Source organism: Bradyrhizobium nivariense (assembly GCF_029846695.2).
Taxonomy (GTDB): Bacteria; Pseudomonadota; Alphaproteobacteria; order Rhizobiales; family Xanthobacteraceae; genus Bradyrhizobium.
Genome location: NZ_JARWCR020000007.1, coordinates 51,557 through 74,819, shown reverse-complemented (window position 1 = coordinate 74,819; position 23,263 = coordinate 51,557). Strand labels below are relative to the sequence as shown.

General features: G+C 64.1%; 20 protein-coding genes. 10 read left to right on the top strand and 10 right to left on the bottom strand.

The features are described from left to right. The first annotated feature begins 109 nt into the window (after positions 1 to 109). The 4 genes from QCM77_RS08375 to ybaK all read left to right on the top strand — a co-directional run bounded on the left by QCM77_RS08375 (position 110) and on the right by ybaK (position 5,940). Positions 110 to 397, top strand: a complete 288-nt coding sequence (locus QCM77_RS08375; protein ID WP_279660264.1) for a hypothetical protein — start codon at positions 110 to 112, stop codon at positions 395 to 397. Between the two features lie 248 nt (positions 398 to 645). After that, a complete protein-coding gene (locus QCM77_RS08370; RefSeq protein ID WP_279660265.1) occupies positions 646 to 2,355 on the top strand; it encodes an NADH-ubiquinone oxidoreductase-F iron-sulfur binding region domain-containing protein in 1,710 nt (569 codons plus the stop codon). Beyond that, a complete protein-coding gene (gene fdhF / locus QCM77_RS08365; protein WP_279682856.1) occupies positions 2,352 to 5,117 on the top strand; it encodes a formate dehydrogenase subunit alpha in 2,766 nt (921 codons plus the stop codon). Before QCM77_RS08370 ends, fdhF begins: the two co-directional genes overlap by 4 nt. 349 nt (positions 5,118 to 5,466) lie before the next feature. Then, positions 5,467 to 5,940 carry a Cys-tRNA(Pro) deacylase gene (ybaK, locus tag QCM77_RS08360; RefSeq protein WP_279660267.1) on the top strand — a complete coding sequence of 158 codons (474 nt, stop codon included), beginning with the start codon at positions 5,467 to 5,469 and terminating at the stop codon, positions 5,938 to 5,940. Between the two features lie 11 nt (positions 5,941 to 5,951). On the opposite strand, the gene QCM77_RS08355 is transcribed toward ybaK, so the two are convergent. After that, positions 5,952 to 6,635, bottom strand: coding sequence for a GntR family transcriptional regulator (locus QCM77_RS08355; RefSeq protein WP_279660268.1), 684 nt, complete (start codon positions 6,633 to 6,635; stop codon positions 5,952 to 5,954). A 161-nt stretch (positions 6,636 to 6,796) separates the two neighbouring features. On the opposite strand from QCM77_RS08355, the gene tcuA reads away from it, so the two are divergent. After that, a complete protein-coding gene (gene tcuA, locus QCM77_RS08350) occupies positions 6,797 to 8,188 on the top strand; it encodes an FAD-dependent tricarballylate dehydrogenase TcuA (protein ID WP_279660269.1) in 1,392 nt (463 codons plus the stop codon). Beyond that, positions 8,175 to 9,281: a tricarballylate utilization 4Fe-4S protein TcuB gene (gene tcuB, locus QCM77_RS08345; protein WP_279682854.1), complete on the top strand. Its 1,107-nt coding sequence runs from the start codon at positions 8,175 to 8,177 to the stop codon at positions 9,279 to 9,281. Before tcuA ends, tcuB begins: the two co-directional genes overlap by 14 nt. Here the strand turns inward: tcuB and QCM77_RS08340 are convergent. Both QCM77_RS08340 and QCM77_RS08335 read right to left on the bottom strand, forming a co-directional pair. Further along, positions 9,245 to 9,958, bottom strand: coding sequence for an alpha/beta hydrolase (locus QCM77_RS08340; RefSeq protein ID WP_279682852.1), 714 nt, complete (start codon positions 9,956 to 9,958; stop codon positions 9,245 to 9,247). The genes tcuB and QCM77_RS08340 overlap by 37 nt on opposite strands. Positions 9,959 to 9,963: 5 nt before the next feature. Next, positions 9,964 to 13,368, bottom strand: coding sequence for an acyl-[ACP]--phospholipid O-acyltransferase (locus tag QCM77_RS08335; protein WP_279660272.1), 3,405 nt, complete (start codon positions 13,366 to 13,368; stop codon positions 9,964 to 9,966). 67 nt (positions 13,369 to 13,435) lie between these two features. On the opposite strand from QCM77_RS08335, the gene QCM77_RS08330 reads away from it, so the two are divergent. Continuing rightward, positions 13,436 to 13,759 carry a hypothetical protein gene (locus QCM77_RS08330; RefSeq protein WP_279660273.1) on the top strand — a complete coding sequence of 108 codons (324 nt, stop codon included), beginning with the start codon at positions 13,436 to 13,438 and terminating at the stop codon, positions 13,757 to 13,759. 285 nt (positions 13,760 to 14,044) lie between these two features. Next, on the top strand, positions 14,045 to 14,665 hold the full coding sequence (locus QCM77_RS08325) for a TetR/AcrR family transcriptional regulator (RefSeq protein WP_279660310.1): 621 nt from the start codon (positions 14,045 to 14,047) through the stop codon (positions 14,663 to 14,665). Between the two features lie 15 nt (positions 14,666 to 14,680). Here QCM77_RS08325 and QCM77_RS08320 read toward each other — a convergent pair whose 3' ends face one another. The 5 genes from QCM77_RS08320 to QCM77_RS08300 all read right to left on the bottom strand — a co-directional run bounded on the left by QCM77_RS08320 (position 14,681) and on the right by QCM77_RS08300 (position 19,846). Beyond that, entirely contained in the window at positions 14,681 to 15,988 is a 1,308-nt protein-coding gene (locus QCM77_RS08320) for a GGDEF domain-containing protein (RefSeq protein ID WP_279660274.1), read from the bottom strand. 349 nt (positions 15,989 to 16,337) lie between these two features. After that, positions 16,338 to 17,642: a nicotinate phosphoribosyltransferase gene (gene pncB, locus QCM77_RS08315; RefSeq protein ID WP_279660275.1), complete on the bottom strand. Its 1,305-nt coding sequence runs from the start codon at positions 17,640 to 17,642 to the stop codon at positions 16,338 to 16,340. Between the two features lie 102 nt (positions 17,643 to 17,744). After that, positions 17,745 to 18,458, bottom strand: a complete 714-nt coding sequence (locus QCM77_RS08310; protein WP_279660276.1) for a hypothetical protein — start codon at positions 18,456 to 18,458, stop codon at positions 17,745 to 17,747. Between the two features lie 64 nt (positions 18,459 to 18,522). Beyond that, entirely contained in the window at positions 18,523 to 18,771 is a 249-nt protein-coding gene (locus QCM77_RS08305) for a hypothetical protein (RefSeq protein ID WP_279660277.1), read from the bottom strand. A gap of 145 nt (positions 18,772 to 18,916) precedes the next feature. Beyond that, positions 18,917 to 19,846 carry a LysR family transcriptional regulator gene (locus QCM77_RS08300; RefSeq protein ID WP_279660278.1) on the bottom strand — a complete coding sequence of 310 codons (930 nt, stop codon included), beginning with the start codon at positions 19,844 to 19,846 and terminating at the stop codon, positions 18,917 to 18,919. A 95-nt stretch (positions 19,847 to 19,941) separates the two neighbouring features. Between QCM77_RS08300 and pcaH the strand changes: the two genes are divergently transcribed. Beyond that, on the top strand, positions 19,942 to 20,727 hold the full coding sequence (gene pcaH / locus QCM77_RS08295; protein WP_279660279.1) for a protocatechuate 3,4-dioxygenase subunit beta: 786 nt from the start codon (positions 19,942 to 19,944) through the stop codon (positions 20,725 to 20,727). A gap of 4 nt (positions 20,728 to 20,731) precedes the next feature. Beyond that, a complete protein-coding gene (pcaG, locus tag QCM77_RS08290; protein ID WP_279660280.1) occupies positions 20,732 to 21,358 on the top strand; it encodes a protocatechuate 3,4-dioxygenase subunit alpha in 627 nt (208 codons plus the stop codon). A gap of 15 nt (positions 21,359 to 21,373) precedes the next feature. Here the strand turns inward: pcaG and QCM77_RS08285 are convergent, their stop codons facing one another. After that, positions 21,374 to 21,994 (bottom strand): LabA-like NYN domain-containing protein, encoded by a 621-nt coding sequence (locus QCM77_RS08285; protein ID WP_279660281.1) that lies wholly within the window; start codon positions 21,992 to 21,994, stop codon positions 21,374 to 21,376. A gap of 300 nt (positions 21,995 to 22,294) precedes the next feature. Then, on the bottom strand, positions 22,295 to 23,215 hold the full coding sequence (locus QCM77_RS08280; protein ID WP_279682850.1) for a helix-turn-helix domain-containing protein: 921 nt from the start codon (positions 23,213 to 23,215) through the stop codon (positions 22,295 to 22,297). Positions 23,216 to 23,263 lie beyond the last annotated feature (48 nt).

Genomic DNA, 23,263 nt, shown 5'->3' with positions numbered 1-23,263 from the left:
CCCACGCTGCCGCGAGGTGCCCAACGCAGTACCTCGCGGCGCTCGCCTTTCCAGATGATCAAGAATGTGACTTACCAGATGATCAAGAATGTGACTTAGGGGGACTTTTATGCTTCGCACCCGAATTTACCTTCGAATTTGCCTTGCGGCCGTGTTGCTCGTCGCTGGTCTTCATACCGCATCCGCGCAGACGGCAACGACACCGGCGGCGCCTGTTGCAACGAGCGAAGCCAAGCCGGGCAAGATCAAGCTCACCATGCAGAAGCTGAAGGATATGAAGGCGAAGTGGTCCGCCAACAAGCCGAAGCTCAAGGCCTGCCGTGCCGACGTGAAAGCCAAGGGCCTCGCCGGCGACGACCGCTGGTTCTACATCGAAGAGTGCATGAGCAAGAGCTGAGATAAGGTTTCAGGTCGCGTTTGCGTAAGGGGCATGGCGGGGCGGCTGCATGGCTCCTAAATCACTATAAAGGCGTTCTAATTTTCCTTGCATCTGGCATACCAGAGGCTAGAGTTGGTTGGAGCGAGGCTTGAATCCGTGGGACGCGCGCGACGCTGTTCCCAACGATCAGGGCTGGACATGCAGGCTATTCGCGATAGCGACCCGGCCTAAATTCATCGCGCATTTGAGGAGAACGCGGCGTTTCCATGAGCAGCAACGACGACGTTCACAAGGTCAGGGAATTCGAGCATCCGGGCGAGGGGCGCCGGCGTGCCAAGTCCACGCCCAAGGGGCGGCAGGTCGACCCCACCGCCGCGCATGAGATCGAGCAATTGCTCGGCGATCGCCCGCGGCGGCGCGACCTGTTGATCGAATATCTGCATCTGATCCAGGACAAGTACCGCCAGATCTCGGCGGCACATCTCGCTGCGCTCGCCGACGAGATGAAGCTTGCCTTCGCCGAGGTGTTCGAGACCGCAACCTTCTATGCGCATTTCGACGTGGTGAAGGAAGGCCAGCCTGATATCGCGCCGCTGACGATCCGCGTCTGCGATTCGCTGACCTGCGCGATGCTTGGCGGCGAGAAGCTGCTCGCCGATTTGCAGAACGCGTCGGGTCCCGGCATTCGCGTCGTGCGCGCGCCCTGCGTCGGCCGCTGCGATACGGCGCCTGCCGCGGAAGTCGGACACAACTTTGTTGACCACGCCACGGTGGCCAATGTCGTGGCGGCCGCGAAGGCCGGCGACACTCACGCGCACCTGCCGACATATATCGGCTATGACACCTATGTCGCCGGCGGCGGCTACAAGCTGCTCAATCGCCTTCGCTCGGGTGAGCTACCGACGGATGATCTGCTAAAGGCGCTCGACGACGCCTCGCTGCGCGGTCTCGGCGGCGCCGGCTTCCCGACGGGACGCAAATGGCGCGCGGTGCTTGGTGAACCCGGCCCGCGGCTGATGGCGATCAACGGCGACGAGGGCGAGCCCGGCACGTTCAAAGATCGCGTCTATCTCGAAAGCGATCCGCATCGCTTCCTCGAGGGCATGCTGATCGGCGCGCATGTGGTGCAGGCCTCGGATATCTACATCTACCTGCGCGACGAATATCCGGCATCGCGCGAGATCCTCGAGCGCGAGATCGCAATGCTTCCGGCGGGCGGCCCGACGCTGCACATGCGCCGCGGCGCCGGCGCCTATATCTGCGGTGAGGAATCCTCGCTGCTCGAAAGCATCGAAGGCAAGCGCGGCCTGCCCCGGCACAAGCCGCCTTATCCGTTCCAGGTCGGCCTGTTCGGCCTGCCGACGCTGATCAACAATATCGAGACGCTGTGGTGGGTGCGCGACATCGTCGAGAAGGGCGCCGACTGGTGGAAGGGCCATGGGCGCCACGAGCGTCATGGCCTGCGCAGCTTCTCGGTCTCGGGCCGCGTGAAGACTCCCGGCATGAAGCTCGCGCCGTCAGGGATCACCGTGCGCGAGCTGATCGACGAATATTGCGGAGGCATGGCCGACGGCCATCAGTTCTACGCGTATTTGCCGGGCGGTGCGTCCGGCGGCATCCTGCCGGCGTCGATGGACGACATCCCGCTCGATTTCGGCACGCTGGAGAAATATGGCTGCTTCATCGGTTCGGCCGCGATCGTGATCCTGTCGCAAAAGGATAGCGTGCGCGCGGCGGCGCTGAACCTGATGAAGTTCTTCGAAGACGAGAGCTGCGGCCAGTGCACGCCGTGCCGCGTCGGAACCCAGAAGGCCGCGCTGCTGATGCAGAAGCCGGTCTGGAACCGAGCCTTGCTGGAAGAATTGAGCCAGGCGATGCGCGATGCCTCGATTTGCGGTTTGGGTCAGGCGGCATCTAACCCGCTCTCCACCGTGATCAAATATTTCCCTGACGAGTTCAAGGAAGCGGCCGAATGACGAAGATTACGTTTGAGCTCGACGGCAAGCAGGTCGAGGCCAAAGCCGGCGAGACGATCTGGCAAGTCGCAAAACGCCAGGGTCGCGAGATTCCGCATCTGTGCTATTCGCCGGCGCCGGACTATCGCCCCGACGGCAATTGCCGCGCCTGCATGGTCGAGATCGAGGGCGAGCGCGTGCTCGCGGCGTCCTGCAAGCGGACGCCATCGGTCGGCATGAAGGTGAAGACCGAGAGCGCGCGCGCCGTTTCCGCGCAAAAAATGGTCATGGAGCTGCTGGTCGCCGATCAGCCCGCGCGCGAGACCTCGCACGATCCGGAATCCAAATTCTGGCACTGGGCCGAAACCACTGGCGTCACCGAGAGCCGCTTCCCCGCCGCCGAGCGTTGGGCGACCGACGCCAGCCATCCGGCGATGCGCGTCAATCTCGATGCCTGCATCCAGTGCGGCCTGTGCGTGCGCGCCTGCCGCGAGGTCCAGGTCAACGACGTCATCGGCATGGCCTACCGTAACCACGGTTCGAAGATCGTGTTCGACTTCGACGATCCCATGGGTGAATCCACCTGCGTTGCCTGCGGCGAATGCGTGCAGGCCTGTCCGACCGGGGCCCTGATGCCGGCCGTGATGCTGGACGAGGCGCAGACCCGTGTCGTCTATGCCGATAAGAAGGTGGATTCGCTCTGCCCGTTCTGCGGCGTCGGCTGCCAGGTGACCTATGAGGTCAAGGACGAGAAGGTGATCTATGCGGAGGGCCGCGATGGCCCCGCCAACCACAACCGTCTCTGCGTCAAGGGCCGCTTCGGCTTCGACTACATCCACCATCCGCATCGGCTGACCAAGCCGCTGGTGCGTCTGCCGAATGCGAAGAAGGATTCCAACGACCAGGTCGATCCGGCCAATCCTTTCACCCACTTCCGGGAAGCGACCTGGGAGGAAGCGCTCGACATCGCCGCCAAGGGCCTCGTCAAGATCCGTGACACCAATGGCGTGAAAGCGCTGGCCGGCTTCGGCTCGGCCAAGGGCTCGAACGAAGAGGCCTATCTGTTCCAGAAGCTGGTGCGCACCGGCTTCGGCTCCAACAATGTCGACCACTGCACCCGCCTGTGCCACGCCTCGTCGGTTGCTGCGTTGTTCGAGGGCCTGAGCTCGGGCGCGGTGTCGGCTCCGTTCTCTGCCGCGATGGACGCCGAGGTGATATGGGTGATCGGCGCCAATCCGACCGTGAACCACCCGGTCGCGGCAACCTATATCAAGAACGCCGCCAAGAATGGCGCAAAGCTCTTCGTTATGGACCCGCGCCGGCAGTCGCTGTCGCGCCATGCGACCAAGCATCTGCAGTTCAAGCCGGGCTCCGACGTGGCCATGCTGAACGCGATGATCCACACGATCATCACCGAAGGGCTGACCGACGATCAGTACATCGCCGGCTACACCGAGGGTTTTGAGGACCTCAAGGAGAAGATCAAGGAGTTCACGCCAGAGAAGATGGAGGCGATTTGCGGCATCCCGGCGCAGACCCTGCGTGAGGTCGCGCGAACCTATGCGCGGGCGAAATCGTCGATCATCTTCTGGGGCATGGGCATCAGCCAGCATGTCCACGGCACCGACAATGCGCGCTGCCTGATTGCGCTGGCGCTGATCACCGGCCAGGTCGGTCGTCCCGGCACCGGCCTGCATCCGCTGCGCGGCCAGAACAACGTGCAGGGCGCTTCCGATGCCGGCCTGATCCCGATGTTCCTGCCGGACTATCAGCCGGTCGGCCGCGACGACATGCGCGGTGCCTTCGAGAAGCTGTGGGGCCAGGACCTCGATCCCGTGCGCGGCCTGACCGTGGTCGAGATCATGAACGCGGTCCACGCCGGCGAGATCAAGGGCATGTATATCGAGGGCGAGAACCCCGCGATGTCCGACCCCGATCTCCAGCATGCGCGCCAGGCGCTCGCCATGCTCGATCATCTCGTGGTGCAGGATCTCTTCGTCACGGAGACTGCTTTCCACGCCGACGTCATCCTGCCGGCCTCGGCGTTTGCTGAAAAGGACGGCTCCTTCACCAACACCGATCGCCGCGTGCAGCTCGCGCGCCAGGTGATCAAGCCGCCGGGCGAGGCGCGGCAGGATCTCTGGATCATCCAGGAGATCGCCAAGCGAATGGGCCTGCCCTGGAATTATGCTGGTCCCGGCGAGGTCTTCACCGAGATGGCAGAGCTGATGCCGTCGTTGAAGAACATCAGCTGGGAACGGCTGGTGCGCGAAGGCGCGGTGACCTATCCGGTGGACGGTCCTGACAAACCCGGCAACGAGATCATCTTCACCACGGGATTCCCGACCGCGAGCGGCCGCGGCAAGATCGTGCCGGCCCACGTCATCCCGCCGGACGAGATACCCGACGCCGAATATCCGATGGTGCTCTCGACCGGCCGCGTGCTCGAACACTGGCACACCGGCTCGATGACGCGCCGCGCCCAGGTGCTCGACCAGATCGAGCCGGAGGCGGTCGCCTTCATGTCGCCGAAGGACATGCACAGGAAGAAGCTTGCGCCCGGCGATTTCATCCGGCTCGAGACCCGCCGCGGCGCGGTCGAGGTCAAGGTGCGTTCGGACCGCGACGTGCCGGAGAACATGGTGTTCATGCCGTTCTGCTACGCGGAAGCGGCGGCGAATTTGTTGACCAACCCGGCGCTCGATCCGTTCGGCAAGATTCCAGAGTTCAAGTTCTGCGCGGCCCGGGCCGAGCGCGCGGAAATGCGGGACGCGGCGGAGTAGGTACTGGGCCGCTCCGATACCGGCCCAGTACACCGGTGTCGTCCTGGCGAAAGCCAGGATCCATACCGCGTGATCCGTCGATTGCGGATTGTCGCGGTACCGGACCGAGAGTTTTCGCCAAACCTCACCCTGGGGTAATGGGTCCTGGCTTTCGCCAGGACGACGTTGGGAAAAGATCGCGCCGCGAGATCCAGAGCATCATTGTCTCGTCGCTTCGCTCCCCACGGCGACGGTGCTAAAGCATGATCCGGAAAAGTGCGAAGCGGTTTTCCGAAAAGATCATGCTCAAACAACAACCTAAAGCGCGATAATGATTCATCCTCATCTCATCGCGCTTTAGACATCAGGCATGTCCAAAGTCACCCCAGCCACGCGCGTGCTTGCGGCCGCCGGTGTTGCCTTCACCGTTCACGCCTACGAATATGATCCCGACGCCGAAAGCATCGGCCTTCAGGCCGCGTCCGCGCTCGGCGAAGACCCGGCGCGGGTGCTGAAGACGCTGATGGCGCTGGTCGACGGCAAGCCGGTCTGCGTGATCGTCCCGTCCGATCAGGAGGTCTCGATGAAGAAGCTCGCCGCGGTCGCCAACGGCAAGTCGGCGCAGATGATGAAGCCGCCTGAGGCGGAACGTGTCACCGGATACAAGGTGGGCGGCATCAGCCCGTTCGGGCAGAGGAAGGTCGTGCGCACCGTGATCGAGCAGAGCGCGCTCGTACATGACTATGTGTACGTCAATGGCGGTCAGCGCGGACTGCAGGTGCGGCTCAGTCCAGGCGATGTGCGGGACGTGTTGAAGGCGATTGCCGCAGAACTGGTAGCTTGAGCGTCTCGCTGCTACTGCCTTTGCAACAGCTTCAGCCGACAGCGCAGCGCTTCGCGAATGTGCGCGCGCGCGAGCTGCTCCGCTTTGTCGCCGTCGCGAGCCGCGATGGCGTCGATGATGGCCTGGTGCTCGCCATGGCTGGTCGAGGGGCGACCCGATACGGTGAACGTGGTTGGACCGAGCAGGGCGATCCAGTCCTGCAATTCGCCTGACGCGTTGTCGAGATAGCGGTTGCGCGCGGCGCGGCAGATCGCTTGGTGGAACGCGCGGTTCAGTCTCGCCATCTCCGCCGCGTCGGTCGCGGAGGCCTCAACAAAAGCCTGTTCGATATCCCTGAGTGCATCGACCTCGGTCGCTGAGGCGTGTTCGGCGGCCAGACGCGCGGCGGCGCCTTCCATGATCTCGCGCATCGCGTAGAGTTCGAGCACCTCGGAGATGTCAAGGTTGCGTACGATCAGGCCGCGGCCGCCGGCAGGTTCGACGAAGCCGCGTGCCGCGAGCCGGCCGAGAGCTTCCCGCACCGGCGTGCGGCTGACCTTCAGCCGCTGGGCGACCTCTTCCTCGCGCAGGCGGTCGCCGGCGCGGTAGCTGCCGGCCTGGAGAGCTTCGCAGAGCGAGCGGAACACGGCTTCGCCCAGCGCGACACCGCTGCCGCGCGCGATCGATCCGCCTGCCTTTGCCGGGCGTCTTGCCATGCATCCTCGTGGGCTCGCCACTCGCATCCTGCCCATGCAGGGACGGTGCTTGCCGGATCACTGTATATCTTTGTATACAAAGGTGCGCAACGGCCAAACGGATTGACCGGGGGCCGCCGGCGGGCAGAATGTCTCCAACTTCGTCGCATCGGGCAGACGGCATGAGCAGCAAATACGATGTGCTGGTGATCGGCGGCGGCAACGCGGCGCTGTGTGCTGCGATCAGTGCGCGACGCGGCGGGGCCTCGGTGCTCGTGCTCGAAGGCGCGCCAAAATTCTATCGTGGCGGCAATACGCGCCACACCCGCAACATGCGCTGCGCCCATGACGCCGCAACCGAGATTTTGACCGGCCCCTACACCGAGGAAGAGTTCTGGGAGGATCTGCTGCGCGTGACCGGCGGGCAGACCGACGAGGTGCTCGCCCGGCACATGATCCGGGAGTCCAAGGACATTTTGAACTGGATCGTGGAGCAGGGCGTGCGCTGGCAGCCCTCGCTCGGCGGCACGCTGAGCCTGGGCCGCACCAACTCCTTCTTCCTCGGCGGCGGCCGCGCAATGCTGAACGCGCTCTACCTCACCGCCGAGCGGCTCGGCGTCGATGTCGAATATGACGCCGAGGTCACCGACCTCGTGATCGAGGACGGCATGTTCCTCGCCGCGCGCCTCGAGCAGCCGATCAAGGGCGAGACCGAGATTCGTGCGACGTCACTGGTTGCCGCCGCCGGCGGGTTCGAGGCCAACATCGAATGGTTGAAGCAATATTGGGGCGATGCCGCCGACAATTTCCTGATCCGCGGCACGCCCTATAATCGCGGCACGATCCTGAAGATGCTGCTTGCCAAGGGCGTGCAGGAGGTCGGCGATCCCACCCAATGCCATGCGGTCGCAATCGACGCCCGCGCGCCGAAATTCGACGGTGGCATCATCACAAGGCACGATTCGGTCGTGTTCGGCATCGTCGTCAACAAGCACGCGCAGCGCTTCTATGACGAGGGCGAGGATATCTGGCCGAAGCGTTACGCGATCTGGGGTCGCCTGGTCGCGGCGCAGCCCGACCAGATCGCCTACATCATCTTCGATTCCACCGTCGTCACCTCGTTCATGCCGACGCTGTTTCCACCGATCGCCGGGCAGACCGTGGCTGAGCTCGCCGGCAAGCTCGAGCTCGATCCGGCTGCGCTGGAAAACACGATCACCGAGTTCAATGCCGCGGTGCGGCCCGGCACGTTCGATCATACTATTCTGGACGATTGCCGCACCGAAGGCATCACACCGCAGAAGACGCATTGGGCGCGGCGGATCGAGACGCCGCCTTATCTCGCCTATCCGGTGCGGCCCGGCATAACATTCACCTATCTCGGCACGCGCGTGACCAGGGAGGCGCGGATGCTGATGGCTGACGGCAAGCCGTCGGCCAACATGTTCGCGGCCGGCGAGATCATGGCCGGCAACGTGCTCGGCAAGGGCTATGCGGCCGGCATCGGCATGACCATCGGCAGCGTGTTCGGGCGGATCGCAGGACGGGAAGCGGCGAAACATGCACGGAACTAGGATTCTCGACGAAGCCGACCGTCTGATGACGGTCTGCAATTCCTGCCGCTACTGCGAGGGCCTTTGCGCGGTGTTTCCCGCGATGGAGATGCGGCGCGCCTTCTCCGACGGCGACCTCAACTATCTCGCCAATCTCTGCCATTCCTGCGGCGCCTGCTATGTCGACTGCCAGTTCTCGCCGCCGCATGAATTCAACGTCAACGTCCCGAAGACGCTCGCGGTGGCGCGCGCCGAGTCCTACGCGGCCTATGCCTGGCCACAGGCGCTGTCCGGCGCCTTCTCGCGCAACGGCCTCGTCATCAGCATCGTCGCCGCGCTCAGCATGGCGGCCTTCATTCTCGGCTTCGCGGCCCTGAACGACCGCGGCGTGCTGTTCGGCGTGCACACCGGCCCCGGCGCGTTCTACAGGCTGATGCCGCACAATGCGATGGCCGCATTATTCAGCGCCGCCTTCCTCTATGCGATCCTCGCGCTGGTCATGAGCGTGCGTGCGTTCTGGCGCGACATCGGGACGCCGATCGGCGGCCGCGCCGATGGCGGCTCGATATTCCAGGCGATCCGCGATGCGGGCGAGCTGCGCTATCTCCACGGCGGCGGCGTCGGCTGCTACAACGAGGACGAGAAGCCGACCGACCGGCGCAAGCTTTTCCATCACCTGACCTTCTACGGCTTCCTGCTGTGCTTTGCCGCGACGTCGATAGCCACGCTTTACCGCTACCTCCTCGCCCGCGAGGCGCCGTATCCATGGTGGGATCTGCCCGTCGTGCTCGGCACGCTTGGTGGCATCGGTCTCATCGTCGGGCCGATCGGCCTTTTCGCGGCCAAGATGCGGCGCGATCCGGCGTTGCTCGACGAGCAGCGCTACGGCATGGATGTCGGATTCATCGCCATGTTGTTCCTCACCGGCTTCACCGGCATGCTGCTTCTGATTCTGCGCGAGACTGCAGCCATGGGACCGCTGCTCGCACTGCATTTGGGCGCAGTGTTCGCGCTGTTCATCACCATGCCCTACGGCAAGTTCGTGCACGGCATCTATCGCTTCGCGGCGCTGGTGCGCTATGCGCAGGAGCGCCGCAGCGAAGCCGGGTCCTGAGATTTGGATGATCGGAAGCGACCGTCGCGCAGGAAGGCAATCGTCTGCGCGATCGCGGCGGCGTGACGTGGAAGTCCGGTATGGGACGTCTTCACGATGATATGGTCAGCCATGCCGGGCAGCATCGCGCTTTGCACCGAGACGCGTCCGTCATTCGGCTTCGGCAGAACGAAGAGACCGGCAACGGGATCAATGAAGCGGTTTCCCGCGATCACGCCGACGGAATAGTCGACGGCGGGCAGGGCGTCAGACCCGGTCGTGGCCGTGGTGGTGAGCTCGAGCCCAGCCGGGCCGTAGAACGCACGGTAGAGCCGAGATCCGCGCAGGAGATCGGCCACTTCGCTGCCGCTGTTTGGCGTGCCCAGCATCACCACGCCGGCAAGCCGGTCCGGCCGGTATTTTGCGATATAGGCGCGCGTCACGAGGCCGCCCATCGAATGCGCGACGAAATGCAGGGGCGCATCACGTTCGGCGAAGCGGGCGACCTCTGGGTGAATATCATCCGCGAGCGCCGTGATCGGTTTGCGGCGGCTGGCATAGTCGATGTTGAGCGTCGCGAACCCGGTTGCCCGGAGCGCCCGTTCAAGCCTTTTCAGGGATGCCGAGGTTCGCGCGATGCCGTGAAGCAGAACCACTCCCGGGCATCGCGCCTCGCCTGATTGAGGCGCCTCGTACATCTCTCTTACGCCACCTCGCGCTCCGGCGCGGACGCCTGCTCGCGGGCCATCGTCGTTGCGGTGACGTAGTCGGTCTTGCCGGTGCCGAGCAGTGGCACCTTGTCCACCACCATGATCGCCGCGGGAACGGTCAGCTCGGACGCGCCGATCGCCTTGGCCTGGCCCTGCATCGCACTGCGCTCGGCGCCCTTCTGCGTCGTCAGCAGTACGATGCGTTCGCCCTTGCGCGGGTCCGGGATCGACACGGCGACTGATGCGGCCTGCGGCCACAGGGTCGTCGCGATGCTCTCGACCGCCGACAGCGAGACCATCTCGCCCGCGATCTTGGCAAAGCGCTTGGCGCGGCCCTTGATGGTGATGAAGCCGGCCGCGTCGATCGCCACGATGTCGCCGGTGTCGTGCCAGCCTTCGGCGAGCGGTTCGAGCACGCCGGGATTTTCGGCCCTGAGATAACCGAGCATCACGTTCGGTCCGCGCACCGAGAGGCGTCCGCCTTCCTCGATGCCGGGGACGGGGTCGAGGCGGCTTTCCATCAGCGGCGACAGGCGGCCGACCGTGCCGGGACGATTGGCCATCGGCGTGTTCATCGCCAGCACCGGCGCGGTCTCGGTGACGCCATAGCCTTCGAGGATGCGGATGCCGTAGCGCTCCATGAAGATCTGCCGAGTGCGATCCTTGACCGCCTCGGCGCCGGCGATCACGAGGCGCAGGGTGCGGAAGTCGTAGGCATGCGCCGAGCGCGCGTAGCCGGTGAGGAAGGTGTCGGTGCCGAACAGGATCGTGGCGCCGGTCTGGTAGATCAGCTCGGGCACGATCCGGTAGTGCAGCGGCGATGGGTACATGTAGATCGGAATTCCCGCGAGCAGCGGCATCATCATTCCGCCGGTCAGTCCGAAGGAGTGGAACACCGGCAGCACGTTGAACACCTTGTCATTGGCGTTGGCATCGACCCGCGCCAGCGCCTGTGCGGCGTTCGCAAGGATATTGCGGTGGGAGAGCACCACGCCCTTGGGCGTGCCTTCCGAACCCGACGTGAACAGCACGACGGCGGGATCGTTCGCCTGGCGGGATACGCGCGGCGCGGTGCCGGCGAGCAGGCCCTTGATCTTGTCGGCCGTGCCGATCGAGGCGCGGACATCTTCGAGATAGACGATTCGCGCCTCGGCGGAGATCGCGGCCATCAGCTTGTCGAGCTTGCCCTTCTCGATGAAGGCTCTCGACGTCAGCACGGTCTTGACCTGCGCGGCCTTCATGGCGGCAAGGACGTTGACCGGTCCGGCAGAGAAGTTGAGCATCGCCGGCACCCGGCCGATGTTTTGCAGCGCCATGAAGACGACGGCGACGCCTGCGGAATTTGGCAGCAGCACGCCGACATTCTCACCGACTGTGGTGCCGTTCTCCAGCTTCCGGCTCAAGACCTGCGCGCCCAGGATCAGCTTGCGATAGGTCAGCTTGGTGCCGAGCGCGTCCTCGACGATGACCTTGCCGGTGTCGCGGTCGCGATAGGCGTGCCCGAGCGCTTCGAAGAGGGTGTGATCAAGCATGGCGTTCTTCACCATGGCATCGATCATCACGTCCTGAAGTGCGGCGCCCGCGGCGTTGCGGCGCGCCTTGCCCTTCAGTGTCGGGTCGACCGGAAGCTTGACCGGCGGCAGGATGGTGACAGTCACCCGCGGAAACCACGAACGCTTGATCTGGCTGCCGTTGAGATAGCTGAGATGCGAGCGTTGGGCGCCTTCGATGCGAACGGGCACGACGACCGCGTCGGCCTTGTCCGCGATCATCGCGGTGCCGTCATAGACCTTCATCAGCGAGCCGGAGACGGTGATGCGTCCCTCCGGGAAAATCACGACCGGCTCGCCGGCGGCGACGAGCTTGATCAGGTCGCGCGCGGCCAGCGGCTTGGTCGGGTCCATGGTGTAGTGCTTGACGACCCGCAGGAACGGCTTGGCCCACCAGGCCTTGGAGATGCCGGTATCAACCGCGAAGCTCGCGTCGATCGGCAGCACGGCGTGCAGCAGCGGGCCGTCGATCAGGCTGACATGGTTGGGCGCGATCAGCATGCGCGTGCCGGCAGGCGGCAGATTCTCGAGCCCGCGGATTTCGGTGCGGAACAGCGCGCGGAACAGCAACCCGCCGAAATCGCGCACGCCTTCCTTGCCCCACTTCGTCAGCACGAACCAGACCGCGCCGAAGCTGGCGACGCCGAGGCCGAAGAAGATCCAGCCGACGTGCAATCCGCCCGCCTGCAGCAGCGCGACGAACAGCGAGCCGGCCACCATGAAGGCGGCCTGCAGCACGTTGCCGGCGGCGATGATGCGGGCGCGCTCGGTGGGGGCGGACCAGGCCTGCACGGCGGCGAAGGACGGCACGACGAACAGCCCGCCACCGAATGCGAAGGCGACGAAGTCGATCAGCATGCGCAGGCCCGCGAACGACGTCGCGAAGTCGGCCGCTGTGATGTCGTGGCCCTTGGCGGTCACGCCGATCGCCCAGGCGAGATCGATGCCTGCAAACCCCATCATGATGGCGCCGATCGGCACCAGCGCGAGGTTCGGGCGGACGTGGCTGAGATTCGCGGCGAACAGTGAGCCGATGGCAATGCCGATTGCGAAGATCGCCAGACACAACGTCACCACGCCCTCGGTGCCACCGATGACGTCCTTGACCAGCGCCGGCAGCAGCGAGAGCACGATGGCGCCCACCAGCCAGAACCAGGAGACGATCACGGTGCCGTCCCACAGCCGGTGGTCGGCGTGCAGCGTCTTCAACAGGCCGAGCGTCGAGGTCCAGGGATTGGCGTTGACGGGCAGATCGGGTGCGGACGGCGTGGTCGCGGGAATGCGGGAGGCGAAGGCCCAGGACAGCAGGGCCAGCACGACCACGGCCGATGCGACCCAGCCCATATGCGCGGAGCCGGCCACGAACTGGCCGCCGGCGACGGTGCCGAGCAGGATGGCCATGAAGGTCGCGCCTTCGACCAACGCGTTGCCGGTCGCCAGCTCTCCAAGCGCGAGCTGGTCCGGCAGCATGGAGTATTTCACGGGGCCGAACAGGGCGGCGATGACGCCGAACAGTGCGAGCGCTGCGAACAGCAGCGGCACCGAATGCAGGAAAAAGCCGGCGGCTGCAAAGCCCGCGGCGAAGATCTCGGCGAATTTGAGCCGTCTTGCGACGACGGATTTGACGTATTTGTCGGCGAGCTGCCCGCCGAGCCCGGACAGGATGAAATAGGGGAAGATGAAGACGGCGCCTGCGACCGTCACCAGCGCATCGCCGTGGCCGGTCGCGGCACTGTAAAGCAGGATGATGACAAGCGCGTTCTTGAGCACGTTGTCGTTCAGCGCCGAGAAGAATTGCGCCCAGAACAGCGGCGCGAAGCGGCGTGACGACATCAATTCCCTGATCATGACTAGTCCTGTTTTGGAAAGGCTGCCTGAGGTTGATACATTCGGTTGGACGTCGGGACCAGACGATATGCGACAGGCAATTGCGGGTGATGACGATCGGCCCGCTCTGCGCCTTTACGTTCCGATCCTGTTGGTCTCCGCGTGGTGTCGTTTGGTTCGCAAATGGTTTGCTCGCGGCCCTATCAAACTTCGGCAGGGAGGCCGCGTTGACCGGGATATCGCGCCGGGCGGTGAGGAAAAGCTGAACCGCATCGTCGAAGGTCGCGGCATCGGCCGCGAATATCGGGACATGGTAAGTCCTTCATTGCAACCTGATATTGCATTCGAGGCGACCACCAACGTGGCGGCTGCGCTCGCCTCAGGTGAGATGGCCGAGACGGCGAAAGGGTGAGAGGCGGCTGAGCAAGCTGAAGCGGCGGCCCTCATGACGGGCACGGCCGCGGTTGGCCCGCCACATCCGGAAGGTCGCGCGGCGCTCAGTCAGGACGCCGGCAATGTCGCAGGCATTTGCGATGCGATCGATCGGCGCCATCGCGAACCGCAGGAGGGCGCGGCCAAATCCGGTCACGAGAGCTGTGGCGTCATCGACGAAGGTGGAGGCGATATCAACAGCGAGGATTTGCATTTTGCAGGTCTCCGGGTTAACTTGAACATTGTTCAAATGAGTATCCTGAAAATGAACAATGTTCAAGAAGAATCGCTGCGAGACCGAAAAAAATCTCGCCGGCGGCTGCAAATCGTGGAGATCGCCCGCAGCATTATTGCGACTAAGGGGCTGAAATCATTAAAAGTTCGAGACGTCGCGGACGCCGCCGGCTGTTCAGTTGGCAGCGTCTATAACGAGTTCGGCGACTTCGACGGGGTGATCCTGACCGTAAATCGGGAGACCGTTCAGGCGCTGACGGTGCGGCTGGGCCAGGTTCCGGCCGCGGATCCCGTTCGCCAGCTCTACGGGCTTGCCGCGACCTATCTCGAATTCTTCGCCAAGCACGCCAATCTGCTGCGCTCGCTGTTCGAGCATCGGATGGAGGATGACCGCCCTTATCCGGATGACATCCTTCAGATGGTGATGGACGCTTTCGCGCTGATGCATCCGCCCCTGGTGCGGCTGCTTCCGAATGCGGACGACGTGCGGATCGCGCTGCTGTCACGCACCCTGTTTTCCGCGGTGCATGGAATCATCTCGCTCGGCCTCGAGGAGCGCATGGTGGCCGTGCCGCCGCAGATGCTGCGCCAGCAGGTCGAACAGTTCCTCGACGCGCATCTCGCCGGTCTCGGGATTCTGCCTTTGCGCTGACAGAGCCGAGCAGCGTCAGGCGCGCGCAGCCTCGCGCGGCCGGGCCGTAACGACGACGACGTCCGCTCTCGCGCTGTCGACCTGAACCCGGTTGCGGCCCTTGTCCTTGGCGCGATAGCAGGCTGCATCCGCATGCCGCATCGCGTCCTCGAGCGTGGTGTTGCCGTCTGCGATGCAGGCAACGCCGATGCTGGCGGTCACCGCAAAGCAGCGATCGTCCCAGGCGAAACTGAACAATTCGAGCGATCGCCGCAACCGTTCGGCGATGTCGACGACGTTCGAGGGCGGGCACTGCGGCAGGATCAAGCCGAATTCGTCACCGCCGAGCCGGGCCACCAGGTCATGCGGCCGCCGGTCCTGTTGCAGGAGGCGCGAGATCTGGCAGAGCAGGCGGTCGCCGGCGAGGTGACCGCAGCTGTCGTTGACGTTCTTGAACTGGTCGAGATCGAGCAGGATCAGGCCCAGCGAACCCGCTGCCGTGTCGTCCAATTCGCTTTGCAGGCGCGCCTCGAACGCACGGCGGTTGGACAGGCCGGTCAGCCAATCGTGCGATGCCTGCCAGGTCAGGCGATCCTTCTCGGCATGCAAGGCATCCTCGAACGCCTGTCGTTGCAGCACCAATCGCCGCGTGTGCCAGATCAGGAGCAGGATCAGCGTCACGGCGGTGACGATATTGACGCAAGTCAGCGTCGCCTTGATGGCGCGGGAGCCTTCGCCGAGGACAGTGGAGAACCGGTTGGCATGCACCGTGAACTGAATGTTGAGCTCCGAGAGCCGCGACGACAATAATTGCAGGCGGTTGCTGTCCTGAACGGGTCTGTTCTCCAGCTCTGACCGGATGACCTCGCCGAACACGCTCAGCTCCAGCAGCATCGGGTCGGTGGCGGTCCACTCGCGGATCGCCTCCTGGAGGAAGCTGACGCGATTGAAGTATCGGAACAGCCAGATCAATCCCGGCACGTCATCCGGATGGTTGCCGCCTTGCAGGAAGCCGATGCGGGCGGCCTCGACGTCGACCGGATCGCGCTCGAGCGCCCAGCGCGCGAACTCGTCGCCGATGGGGACGGCAAGTGAGGTCTGGTATTGCGCGAACTGGCTGGCGTCGCCCGAATGCAGATAGAGATTGAGGAAATAGACGGCGTTCTTCTGCGAGCGCGACCACATCGCCTCGCCCGCGACATAGGCGCGGACCGAGGACATCACCTCCAGGCTGAATCCGGCGATCGTGGCCTGCAGCACGACGACCATGACGAAAGGCGAGACGAGCTTGATGACATGAAGGAAACTTCGTCCCTTCGTCGACGTCGCTGTTCTGCGAAACACTTTGCGTTCCCCAAGTCGCTCGACGACCCCAGCGGAGCGATCCGCTCATAACGCGTATTACGCGTGAAGGGTGCCTAACTCGCCTTGACAATGCCGGGAGATTGCGTCGCAGGGTGAAGGCGTTGTGAAGCGGATGCTCGCAGATCGTCGCAAATGCCGTCGAACCGGAACTGACGCGGCATCGGCGAGCCGATGTCTCGAATTCGTCTCGCGCAGTTTACTCGATCGAGAAGAATCGGCTTGGTGTTGGAGCGCTTTCAAGCGAAGTGGATACCGGTTGGCGTGAAGAAAACGCGTCAATGCAGGAGTCTGGAGCTTCGGTTCCGATTCAATCAGAACCGATAATGCTCTAGACCAGCACCGGCTTGCGCACCCGACCGACGTCGCCGAACACGCGCAGGTAACGCTCGATCTCCGAGGGCAGGCCGGTCGCCTTCTCGGGATTGTCGGAGAGCTTGACGGCCGGATGTCCGTCGACCGACGACACCTTGCAGACGATCGAGATCGGATCGAGATTGATCGAGTCGTCCGGCGGGCAACCGACGAAATCATTGGTCAGATTGGTGCCCCAGCCGAAGGAGAGCCGCACGCGGCCGCCGAAATGGTGGTAGGTCTCCTCGATCGAGCCGACGTCCATGGCGTCGGAAAACACGAGCAGCTTGTCCCTGGGATTGCGGCCCTTCTGCTCCCACCATTTGATGATCTCCTCGCCGGCCTGGATCGGCGGCGCGCTGTCGGGACGGAAGCCGGTCCAGTCGGCGACCCATTCCGGCGCATCGCGCAGGAACACCTTGGTGCCGAAAGCGTCGGGCAGCGCGATCAGGAGGTTGCCGCCATAGGTCTGGCGCCACTGGTCGAGGATGCGGTAGGGCGCCCAGCGCAATTCCTCGTCGTCCTTGGCGAGCGCCGCGGCGACCATCGGCAGCTCATGGGCGTTGGTGCCGATGGCTTCGAGATCATTGTCCATCGCGAGCAGCACGTTGGAGGTGCCGATGAAGGACGGGCCCAGGCCTTCCTTCACGGCCTCCACGCACCAGCGCTGCCAGAGGAAGCCATGGCGGCGACGGGTGCCGAAATCGGAGAGCCGGAGGTTCTCCAGCTTGCGCAGCCGCTCCACCTTGGTCCACAGCTTGGCCTTGGCGCGGGCATAGAGCACGTCGAGTTCGAAGCGGCCGCGGTCCTTCATCGCTGCGCGCGAGCGCAATTCGTTGAGGATGGCGAGCGCAGGAATCTCCCACATCGTGGTATGGCTCCACGGCCCATGGAAGTGCAGCTCGTACTGGCCTTCGACCTTGCGCAGCTCGTATTCGGGCAGCCGGAATTCGGCGAGCCAGCGGATGAAGTCCGCCGAGAACATGTGGGTCTTGCCGTAGAAGGTGTTACCGGCAAGCCAGATCAGCTCTTTCTTGGTGAAGCGGATGGTGCGGGCGTGGTCGAGCTGGGCGCGCAGCTCGCCCTCGTCGATGATCTCGGCGAGCCGTACATGGCGCGAGCGGTTGATGACCGAGAAGGTCACCTGCTGATTCGGGTAGGCTTCCCGAATCATTTGTAACATCAATAGCTTGTAGAAGTCGGTATCAAGCAGGCTGCGGATGATGGGATCCAGCCGCCAGCTGTGATTGTAGGTCCGGCTTGCAATGTCGGTCACGGTCATGAGGGAATTCTAGCGTGGCTGCCCCTGCGCAACCAGTGGGTTTGGCGAAGGGCAGGGCACCGCCTGGCACCCGGCGAGGGTGCAACCCCGGGGCCAAGCACGTCAGCTGCGGTGAAATAATTCCTTGGTCCGGCGCAGCGGCGCCGTCAGCCTCCAGGAGGTCGAGCTTCGGACCGCCGCCAGTTGCGCACGCGCATCGTCCCTCTCCGCCAAAAATCCGTGCCGTTCGGCCGCAACGGACTGAAGCGCTGCCAGGGCCGAATCGCGCTCCGCCGTGACCCAGTCGCATATCGCCGCGTCCTCCCGCCACAGGCGGGCGAACGCCTGGCGCAAATGAGCGTCCAGCCGTTCGCGCAAAGGCGCGGTCATGGCATCAGCCTCGACCATCTTGAGCCGTGTCACGCGAAGGCCGCCCTTCAGCTGAAGCGTGCTTGGTCCGCTGCCGGCGATGTCGCGTCCCATCGCGAGATCGGCGAGCCAGCGGGTTTCCTTGTAGGCATTGGCAAAGGTTTGCGTACTTGTCTGGCTCGCAGCACCGATGACGATTGTTTGCGTCAGTGAGTCCAGGCCGGTGCTCTTGCCTCCCTCGCCGTAGCGGAATTGGCCGCTGATGTGCCAGGGAGATCCGGCGAAGCGATAATCGAAGCCGGTAGCCGATTCCCAACCGACCTTTGGCGTCAGGTCGAACTGACCGGTGAGACCGTAAGTGTCGGACACCGGATCCCCGCCGCTGAAGATTGCGCCGCCTTCGATCCAGGCCCTGAACTGCCCCGGGCCAGCAAGCGGTGGCGCCTTGACCGGCAGGTCGGCAGGCATAGGCCTGCAAGGGATTTCTGGCCTGTTGCGAAACAGCCGCCACGGCTGGGAATGCGGAGTTGTCCTAGTGCGACCGGGCTCCGGTCCTGGCAGGTTCGGTCATTGCGTGTGCGCCTTGCGATTCCAGCCGCGTATTCTCTTCGCGCAGCTGCTGGTTCGCGCGCAACGCGGCGTTTTCCTTGCGAATTGCGGCGTTCTGCCTTTCCAGCACCTCGAGGCGCGCATGGACGTCTTCGATTTGTCCGGCGGTGGCGCTGGTGGCCGTCAATGCCGCGATCGCGCCGAGCATAAGCGCCGCAAGATTCTTTTTCATTATATCCACCTCGTCGCACCAGTTGCGCGACCGTGGCGCGGAAACGCGGACCGTGCATCAACCGTTCGGTTGAACTCGACCGGCTACCGCGCTCGGAGAGTCGTTTCCGGATTTGAGTGTGGCCTATGCGCCGCAGCCGGCGTGTTCAGCCGCCCGCGGCCGTCGCCGTGATGATCTCGAGCTGGTTCCTGATCCAGCGGTGGGCCGGATCCTTCTGATAGCGCTGGTGCCAGACCATAAACATCGGCAGCTCGGCCAGGGTTCGCGTGCGCGAGGCCAGCGGTATCCGCGTTTGCGCGAAGCCGTGCATCACGCCGGGCGCCAGCAGGCTCGGCATGCTCGCCAGCATCTGCGAGCCGCGCAGGAAGGACGGCACGCCGGAGAAGCTCGGCACGGAGATCGCGATGTCGCGGTGGAAGCCATTGGCCGCCAGCCGGCGATCGAAGTCGAGCCGCTCATTGTCGGTGTAGACCACCGTGATATGGCGCGCCGCGAGATAGGCGCTGCGGCTGGCCGGCGCGGCACGCGCCTTGGCGTCGTAGTAACAGACGTAATGGTCCTGGAGCAGCCGCTTCTGCACGATGTCCACGCCGGATGGCGGCAGCGGCGTGATCAGGAGATCGCAGCGGTTTTCGCGCAGCATCGCGGGCGAGGGTGACTGCGAGGGGATCACGCGCAGGTTCAGGCTCTTCACGCGTGCGGCGACATGATCGAAGAACCGCGGCAGCAGCAGGTCGCGCTGAAAGTCATTGGCGGCGATCGTCAGCGACAGCTGGGCCTGCGCCGGCTCGAAGCTGACGCCGCCGGCAAAGCTGCGCATCTCGTCGATCAGCGCGCGCGCTTTCGCGGCGAGTGCCTGGGCGTGCGCCGTGGCGACGATGCCGCGGCCGGATTTTGCGAACAGCGGATCGCCCGCGATCCGCCGCAGCTTGTTCAGGGCGTGGCTGACCGCCGATTGCGTCAGGCCGAGCCGCGTGGCCGCTGCCGTCACCGAACCTTCCTCCAGCACGGCGAGGAACAGTTCGAGGGCGTGGCCGTCGAGAGCCAAATGATCGATTTTGTTCATGGAATTCATTATAATCGATCTATTTATCTTGAGAATAGACCGTCCCATGGTCTCCCGATAAGCCGCGCGCCCGGACCGGGACGCCACAGGGAGAGACAACGCCGATGAATGCCCAGGCGCCAGCCTTGCGGGATCCCCGCCTCAACCGCCCCGAGCCGTTCACGCCGCTCGGCGACGGCGGTTTCTTCCAGCGCGACCGTTCCATGCATCCGCCGGCGCACGCGCCAGGCTACAAATCCTCGGTGCTGCGTTCACCGCGCCAGGCGCTGTTGTCGCTGGAGAACTCGGTCTCGGAGATCACGGGGCCGGTGTTCGGGCACAACGACCTCGGCCCGCTCGACAACGATTTGATCCGCAACTACGCCAAGGACGGCGATCCTGTCGGCGAGCGCATCATCGTCCACGGCCGCGTGCTCGACGAGACCGGGCGCGGCGTGCCGAACACGCTGGTCGAGTTCTGGCAGGCCAATGCCGGCGGCCGCTACCGGCACAAGAAGGACACCTATCTGGCGCCGATCGATCCGAATTTCGGCGGTTGCGGCCGCGCGCTGACCGACGACACCGGCTACTACTATTTCCGCACGGTGAAGCCCGGGCCCTATCCCTGGCGCAACTACGTCAACAGCTGGCGTCCCGCCCACATCCACTTCTCGGTATTCGGTTCGGGCTTCGCGCAACGCCTGATCACCCAGATGTATTTTGAGGGCGATCCCCTGATCTCGGTCTGCCCGATCCTGACGACGATCCCGGACAAGGATGCGCTCGACCGCCTCGTGGCACCGCTCGATCTCAATGCCTCTACGCCGTTCGACTCGCTCGCCTACCGCTTCGACATTGTCTTGCGTGGTCAGCGCTCCACTTACTTTGAAAATCGCACCGCAGGGAACTGAGTCCATGCCGCAGCTGCTCAACTATCTCAAGGAAACCGCCTCGCAGACTGCCGGGCCCTACGTCCATATCGGCCTAATCCCGGCCATGGCCGGCTTCGACATTTTTGAGAAGAATTTTTCCAACGTGCTGGTGACGCCGAATACCAAGGGCGAGTGCATCACACTGGAAGGCAACGTGGTCGACGGCAGCGGCACGCCGCTGCGCGACGTGCTCCTGGAGATATGGCAGGCCAACGCGGCCGGCCGCTACAACCATCCGGCCGATCGCTCCGCCGGCCGGCTGGAGGAGGATTTTCGCGGCTGGGGCCGCGCCGGCTCGGATTTCGAGAGCGGGCTGGTGACGTTCGACACCATCAAGCCCGGCGCCATCACAGATAAAGCGGGCCGCAAATGCGCGCCGCATGTCAACCTCTGGATCGTCGCGCGCGGCATCAACATCGGCCTCAACACGCGCCTCTATTTTTCGGACGAAGAGGCCGCCAACGCCATCGATCCCGTGCTCAACCTGGTCGAACCCGCGGTGCGGCGCAAGACGCTGATTGCCACGCGCAACGAGCGCGCCGGCAAGGTCGTGTACTCCTTCACGATCAATTTGCAGGGGCCGGAAGAGACTGTTTTCTTCGACGTCTGACGATCCGACGTCGTCCTATGGGATCATTCCACCCGGTCGCCTCGATTGATCTCCGCGTGCGGTGAATTGCGGTGGTTGTTGACGCATCTCGCGCGATCCCGGCCGGTCCGCCGGATCGCGCCCCACACTTGCCTTCAGTTCTCCCAAGTCAATGAAGATGTCCGCTTGCCGGCGCAGTTCGTCGGCGACCATGGGCGGCTGGGTGGCCAGCGTAGAGACGACTGTTACGCGCACGCCACGGCGTTGCACGGCTTCCACCAGCGAACGAAAATCTCCATCGCCCGAGAACAACACGATCTGATCGACGTGCTCGGCAAGCTCCATCGCTTTCACGGCGAGTTCCACATCCATGCTGCCCTTCACCTTGCGGCGGCCGGTGGTGGCGTCGACGAACTCCTTGGTGAGCTTGGTGACGACGGTATACCCGTTATAGTCGAGCCAATCGATCAACGGGCGGATTGACGAATATTCCTGATCCTCGATGACGGTCGTATAGTAGAAGGCCCGCAGCAACACACCTCGGCCGCGAAATTCGCCGAGCAGACGCCTGTAATCGATCTCGAAACCGAGCGCCTTGGAGGTGGCATGGAGATTGGAGCCATCGATGAAGAGTGCGATCTTCTCAAACGAAGACATTATGCACAAATCCCAAGTTTCGCATGGAAGCCGGCAGTTTCGACCGCGAAGGCCCGATGTGTCGGCCGGAAAACAAAAGTCGCGGCGGGCCTAAAAAAAGCGGCGCAGACGACCGGACAGGGGGTGGCCGTCTTGCGCCAAGGTTAGGGAGGTCTCATGCCCACCAGCGCCAGGGCGCCGAATGCAGCCACGTTAAGGCGCGCGCGTTCCAGGCTCAATTGTACGGAGGTAAACGGCCCATATCCAAAGGGTTGGACGCTCTATACGAAGGTAAGTGGGAGGCGCCGGCCTGCGGCACCATTATCGGGCTCCACGCACCGCTGTATTTCCATGGAGCTGCGCACGGAAGGCGCGCGGTGATAACCCGGTCGTTGCGGTGTAGACCCGGCTGAAATAGGCGGGGTCCTCGAAGCCAAGCGCATAGGCGATCGTCGAGACCGGCAAATTGGTGTAGACGAGGTTGCGCCGCGCCTCGCGGATCAGCCGGTTGAGGATCAGGTGCGAGGCGGTGTCGCCGGTTGCTGCCCGCGTCACCCGGTTGAGATGGGTCGGCGTGATCGACAGCGCGTCTGCATAGTCCGCAACGCTCCAGCGCTCCAGATGATGCTGTTCCAGCAGCGCCTCGAAGCCGCGGAACAGGCCGGTTTCGGCCGTTCCATTGTCGCCACTCTCGCTCACGAGCGCGCGCGCCACGAGGCCGATCATGGCCGCCGACAAGGCGCGCAGCACATGCGCGCGGCCGAAATCGCGCGCGGCATGCTCGGCAAAGATTTGCTTCATGGTGGCCCGGATCTGCGGCGTGCCGCGCACCACGGCCGATCGTGACAAGGCGCCGCGCAGTCCTTCTGAGGCAAGCAGCGCCTCGTCCAATATTTCCGCGGCGATGGTCAGCACCCAGCCCTGGGTGTCAGGCACGAAACGGAAGCCATGGACGTGGCCGACAGGCACGTTGACGATTTGCATCGGCTTCAGCTGCATCACGCGCCCATCGAGCGTCGCTTCGCCGCCGCCGCGCTCGACCAGCAGCACCTGCTGCAGCCGGGCATGGCGGTGCACGGCCAGCGTCCAGTCGTGCAGCACCGAGCGCGACGCGATCGTCTCGCAATGCACGACGTCGGGCAGGTCGCCGGACTCGCCGAACAAATTGTAGACCCGGATGGCCGGGGCAGGGGCTGTGCTTCTCATGTTCGAATAGTACAAGACAAAGACGAAACCCTCCATCGGTCAGCGGCGCTGGATCTGCAAAAAAGTGCCGAGGAGGACGCAAAA

Coding starts and splice junctions, on each gene's coding strand:
- QCM77_RS08375 (WP_279660264.1), top strand. CDS start 110: ATGCTTCGCACCCGAATTTACCTTCGAATTTGCCTTGCGGCCGTGTTG.
- QCM77_RS08370 (WP_279660265.1), top strand. CDS start 646: ATGAGCAGCAACGACGACGTTCACAAGGTCAGGGAATTCGAGCATCCG.
- fdhF (WP_279682856.1), top strand. CDS start 2,352: ATGACGAAGATTACGTTTGAGCTCGACGGCAAGCAGGTCGAGGCCAAA.
- ybaK (WP_279660267.1), top strand. CDS start 5,467: ATGTCCAAAGTCACCCCAGCCACGCGCGTGCTTGCGGCCGCCGGTGTT.
- QCM77_RS08355 (WP_279660268.1), bottom strand. CDS start 6,635: ATGGCAAGACGCCCGGCAAAGGCAGGCGGATCGATCGCGCGCGGCAGC.
- tcuA (WP_279660269.1), top strand. CDS start 6,797: ATGAGCAGCAAATACGATGTGCTGGTGATCGGCGGCGGCAACGCGGCG.
- tcuB (WP_279682854.1), top strand. CDS start 8,175: ATGCACGGAACTAGGATTCTCGACGAAGCCGACCGTCTGATGACGGTC.
- QCM77_RS08340 (WP_279682852.1), bottom strand. CDS start 9,958: ATGTACGAGGCGCCTCAATCAGGCGAGGCGCGATGCCCGGGAGTGGTT.
- QCM77_RS08335 (WP_279660272.1), bottom strand. CDS start 13,368: ATGATCAGGGAATTGATGTCGTCACGCCGCTTCGCGCCGCTGTTCTGG.
- QCM77_RS08330 (WP_279660273.1), top strand. CDS start 13,436: ATGCGACAGGCAATTGCGGGTGATGACGATCGGCCCGCTCTGCGCCTT.
- QCM77_RS08325 (WP_279660310.1), top strand. CDS start 14,045: ATGAACAATGTTCAAGAAGAATCGCTGCGAGACCGAAAAAAATCTCGC.
- pncB (WP_279660275.1), bottom strand. CDS start 17,642: ATGACCGTGACCGACATTGCAAGCCGGACCTACAATCACAGCTGGCGG.
- QCM77_RS08310 (WP_279660276.1), bottom strand. CDS start 18,458: ATGCCTGCCGACCTGCCGGTCAAGGCGCCACCGCTTGCTGGCCCGGGG.
- QCM77_RS08305 (WP_279660277.1), bottom strand. CDS start 18,771: ATGAAAAAGAATCTTGCGGCGCTTATGCTCGGCGCGATCGCGGCATTG.
- QCM77_RS08300 (WP_279660278.1), bottom strand. CDS start 19,846: ATGAATTCCATGAACAAAATCGATCATTTGGCTCTCGACGGCCACGCC.
- pcaH (WP_279660279.1), top strand. CDS start 19,942: ATGAATGCCCAGGCGCCAGCCTTGCGGGATCCCCGCCTCAACCGCCCC.
- pcaG (WP_279660280.1), top strand. CDS start 20,732: ATGCCGCAGCTGCTCAACTATCTCAAGGAAACCGCCTCGCAGACTGCC.
- QCM77_RS08285 (WP_279660281.1), bottom strand. CDS start 21,994: ATGTCTTCGTTTGAGAAGATCGCACTCTTCATCGATGGCTCCAATCTC.
- QCM77_RS08280 (WP_279682850.1), bottom strand. CDS start 23,215: ATGGAGGGTTTCGTCTTTGTCTTGTACTATTCGAACATGAGAAGCACA.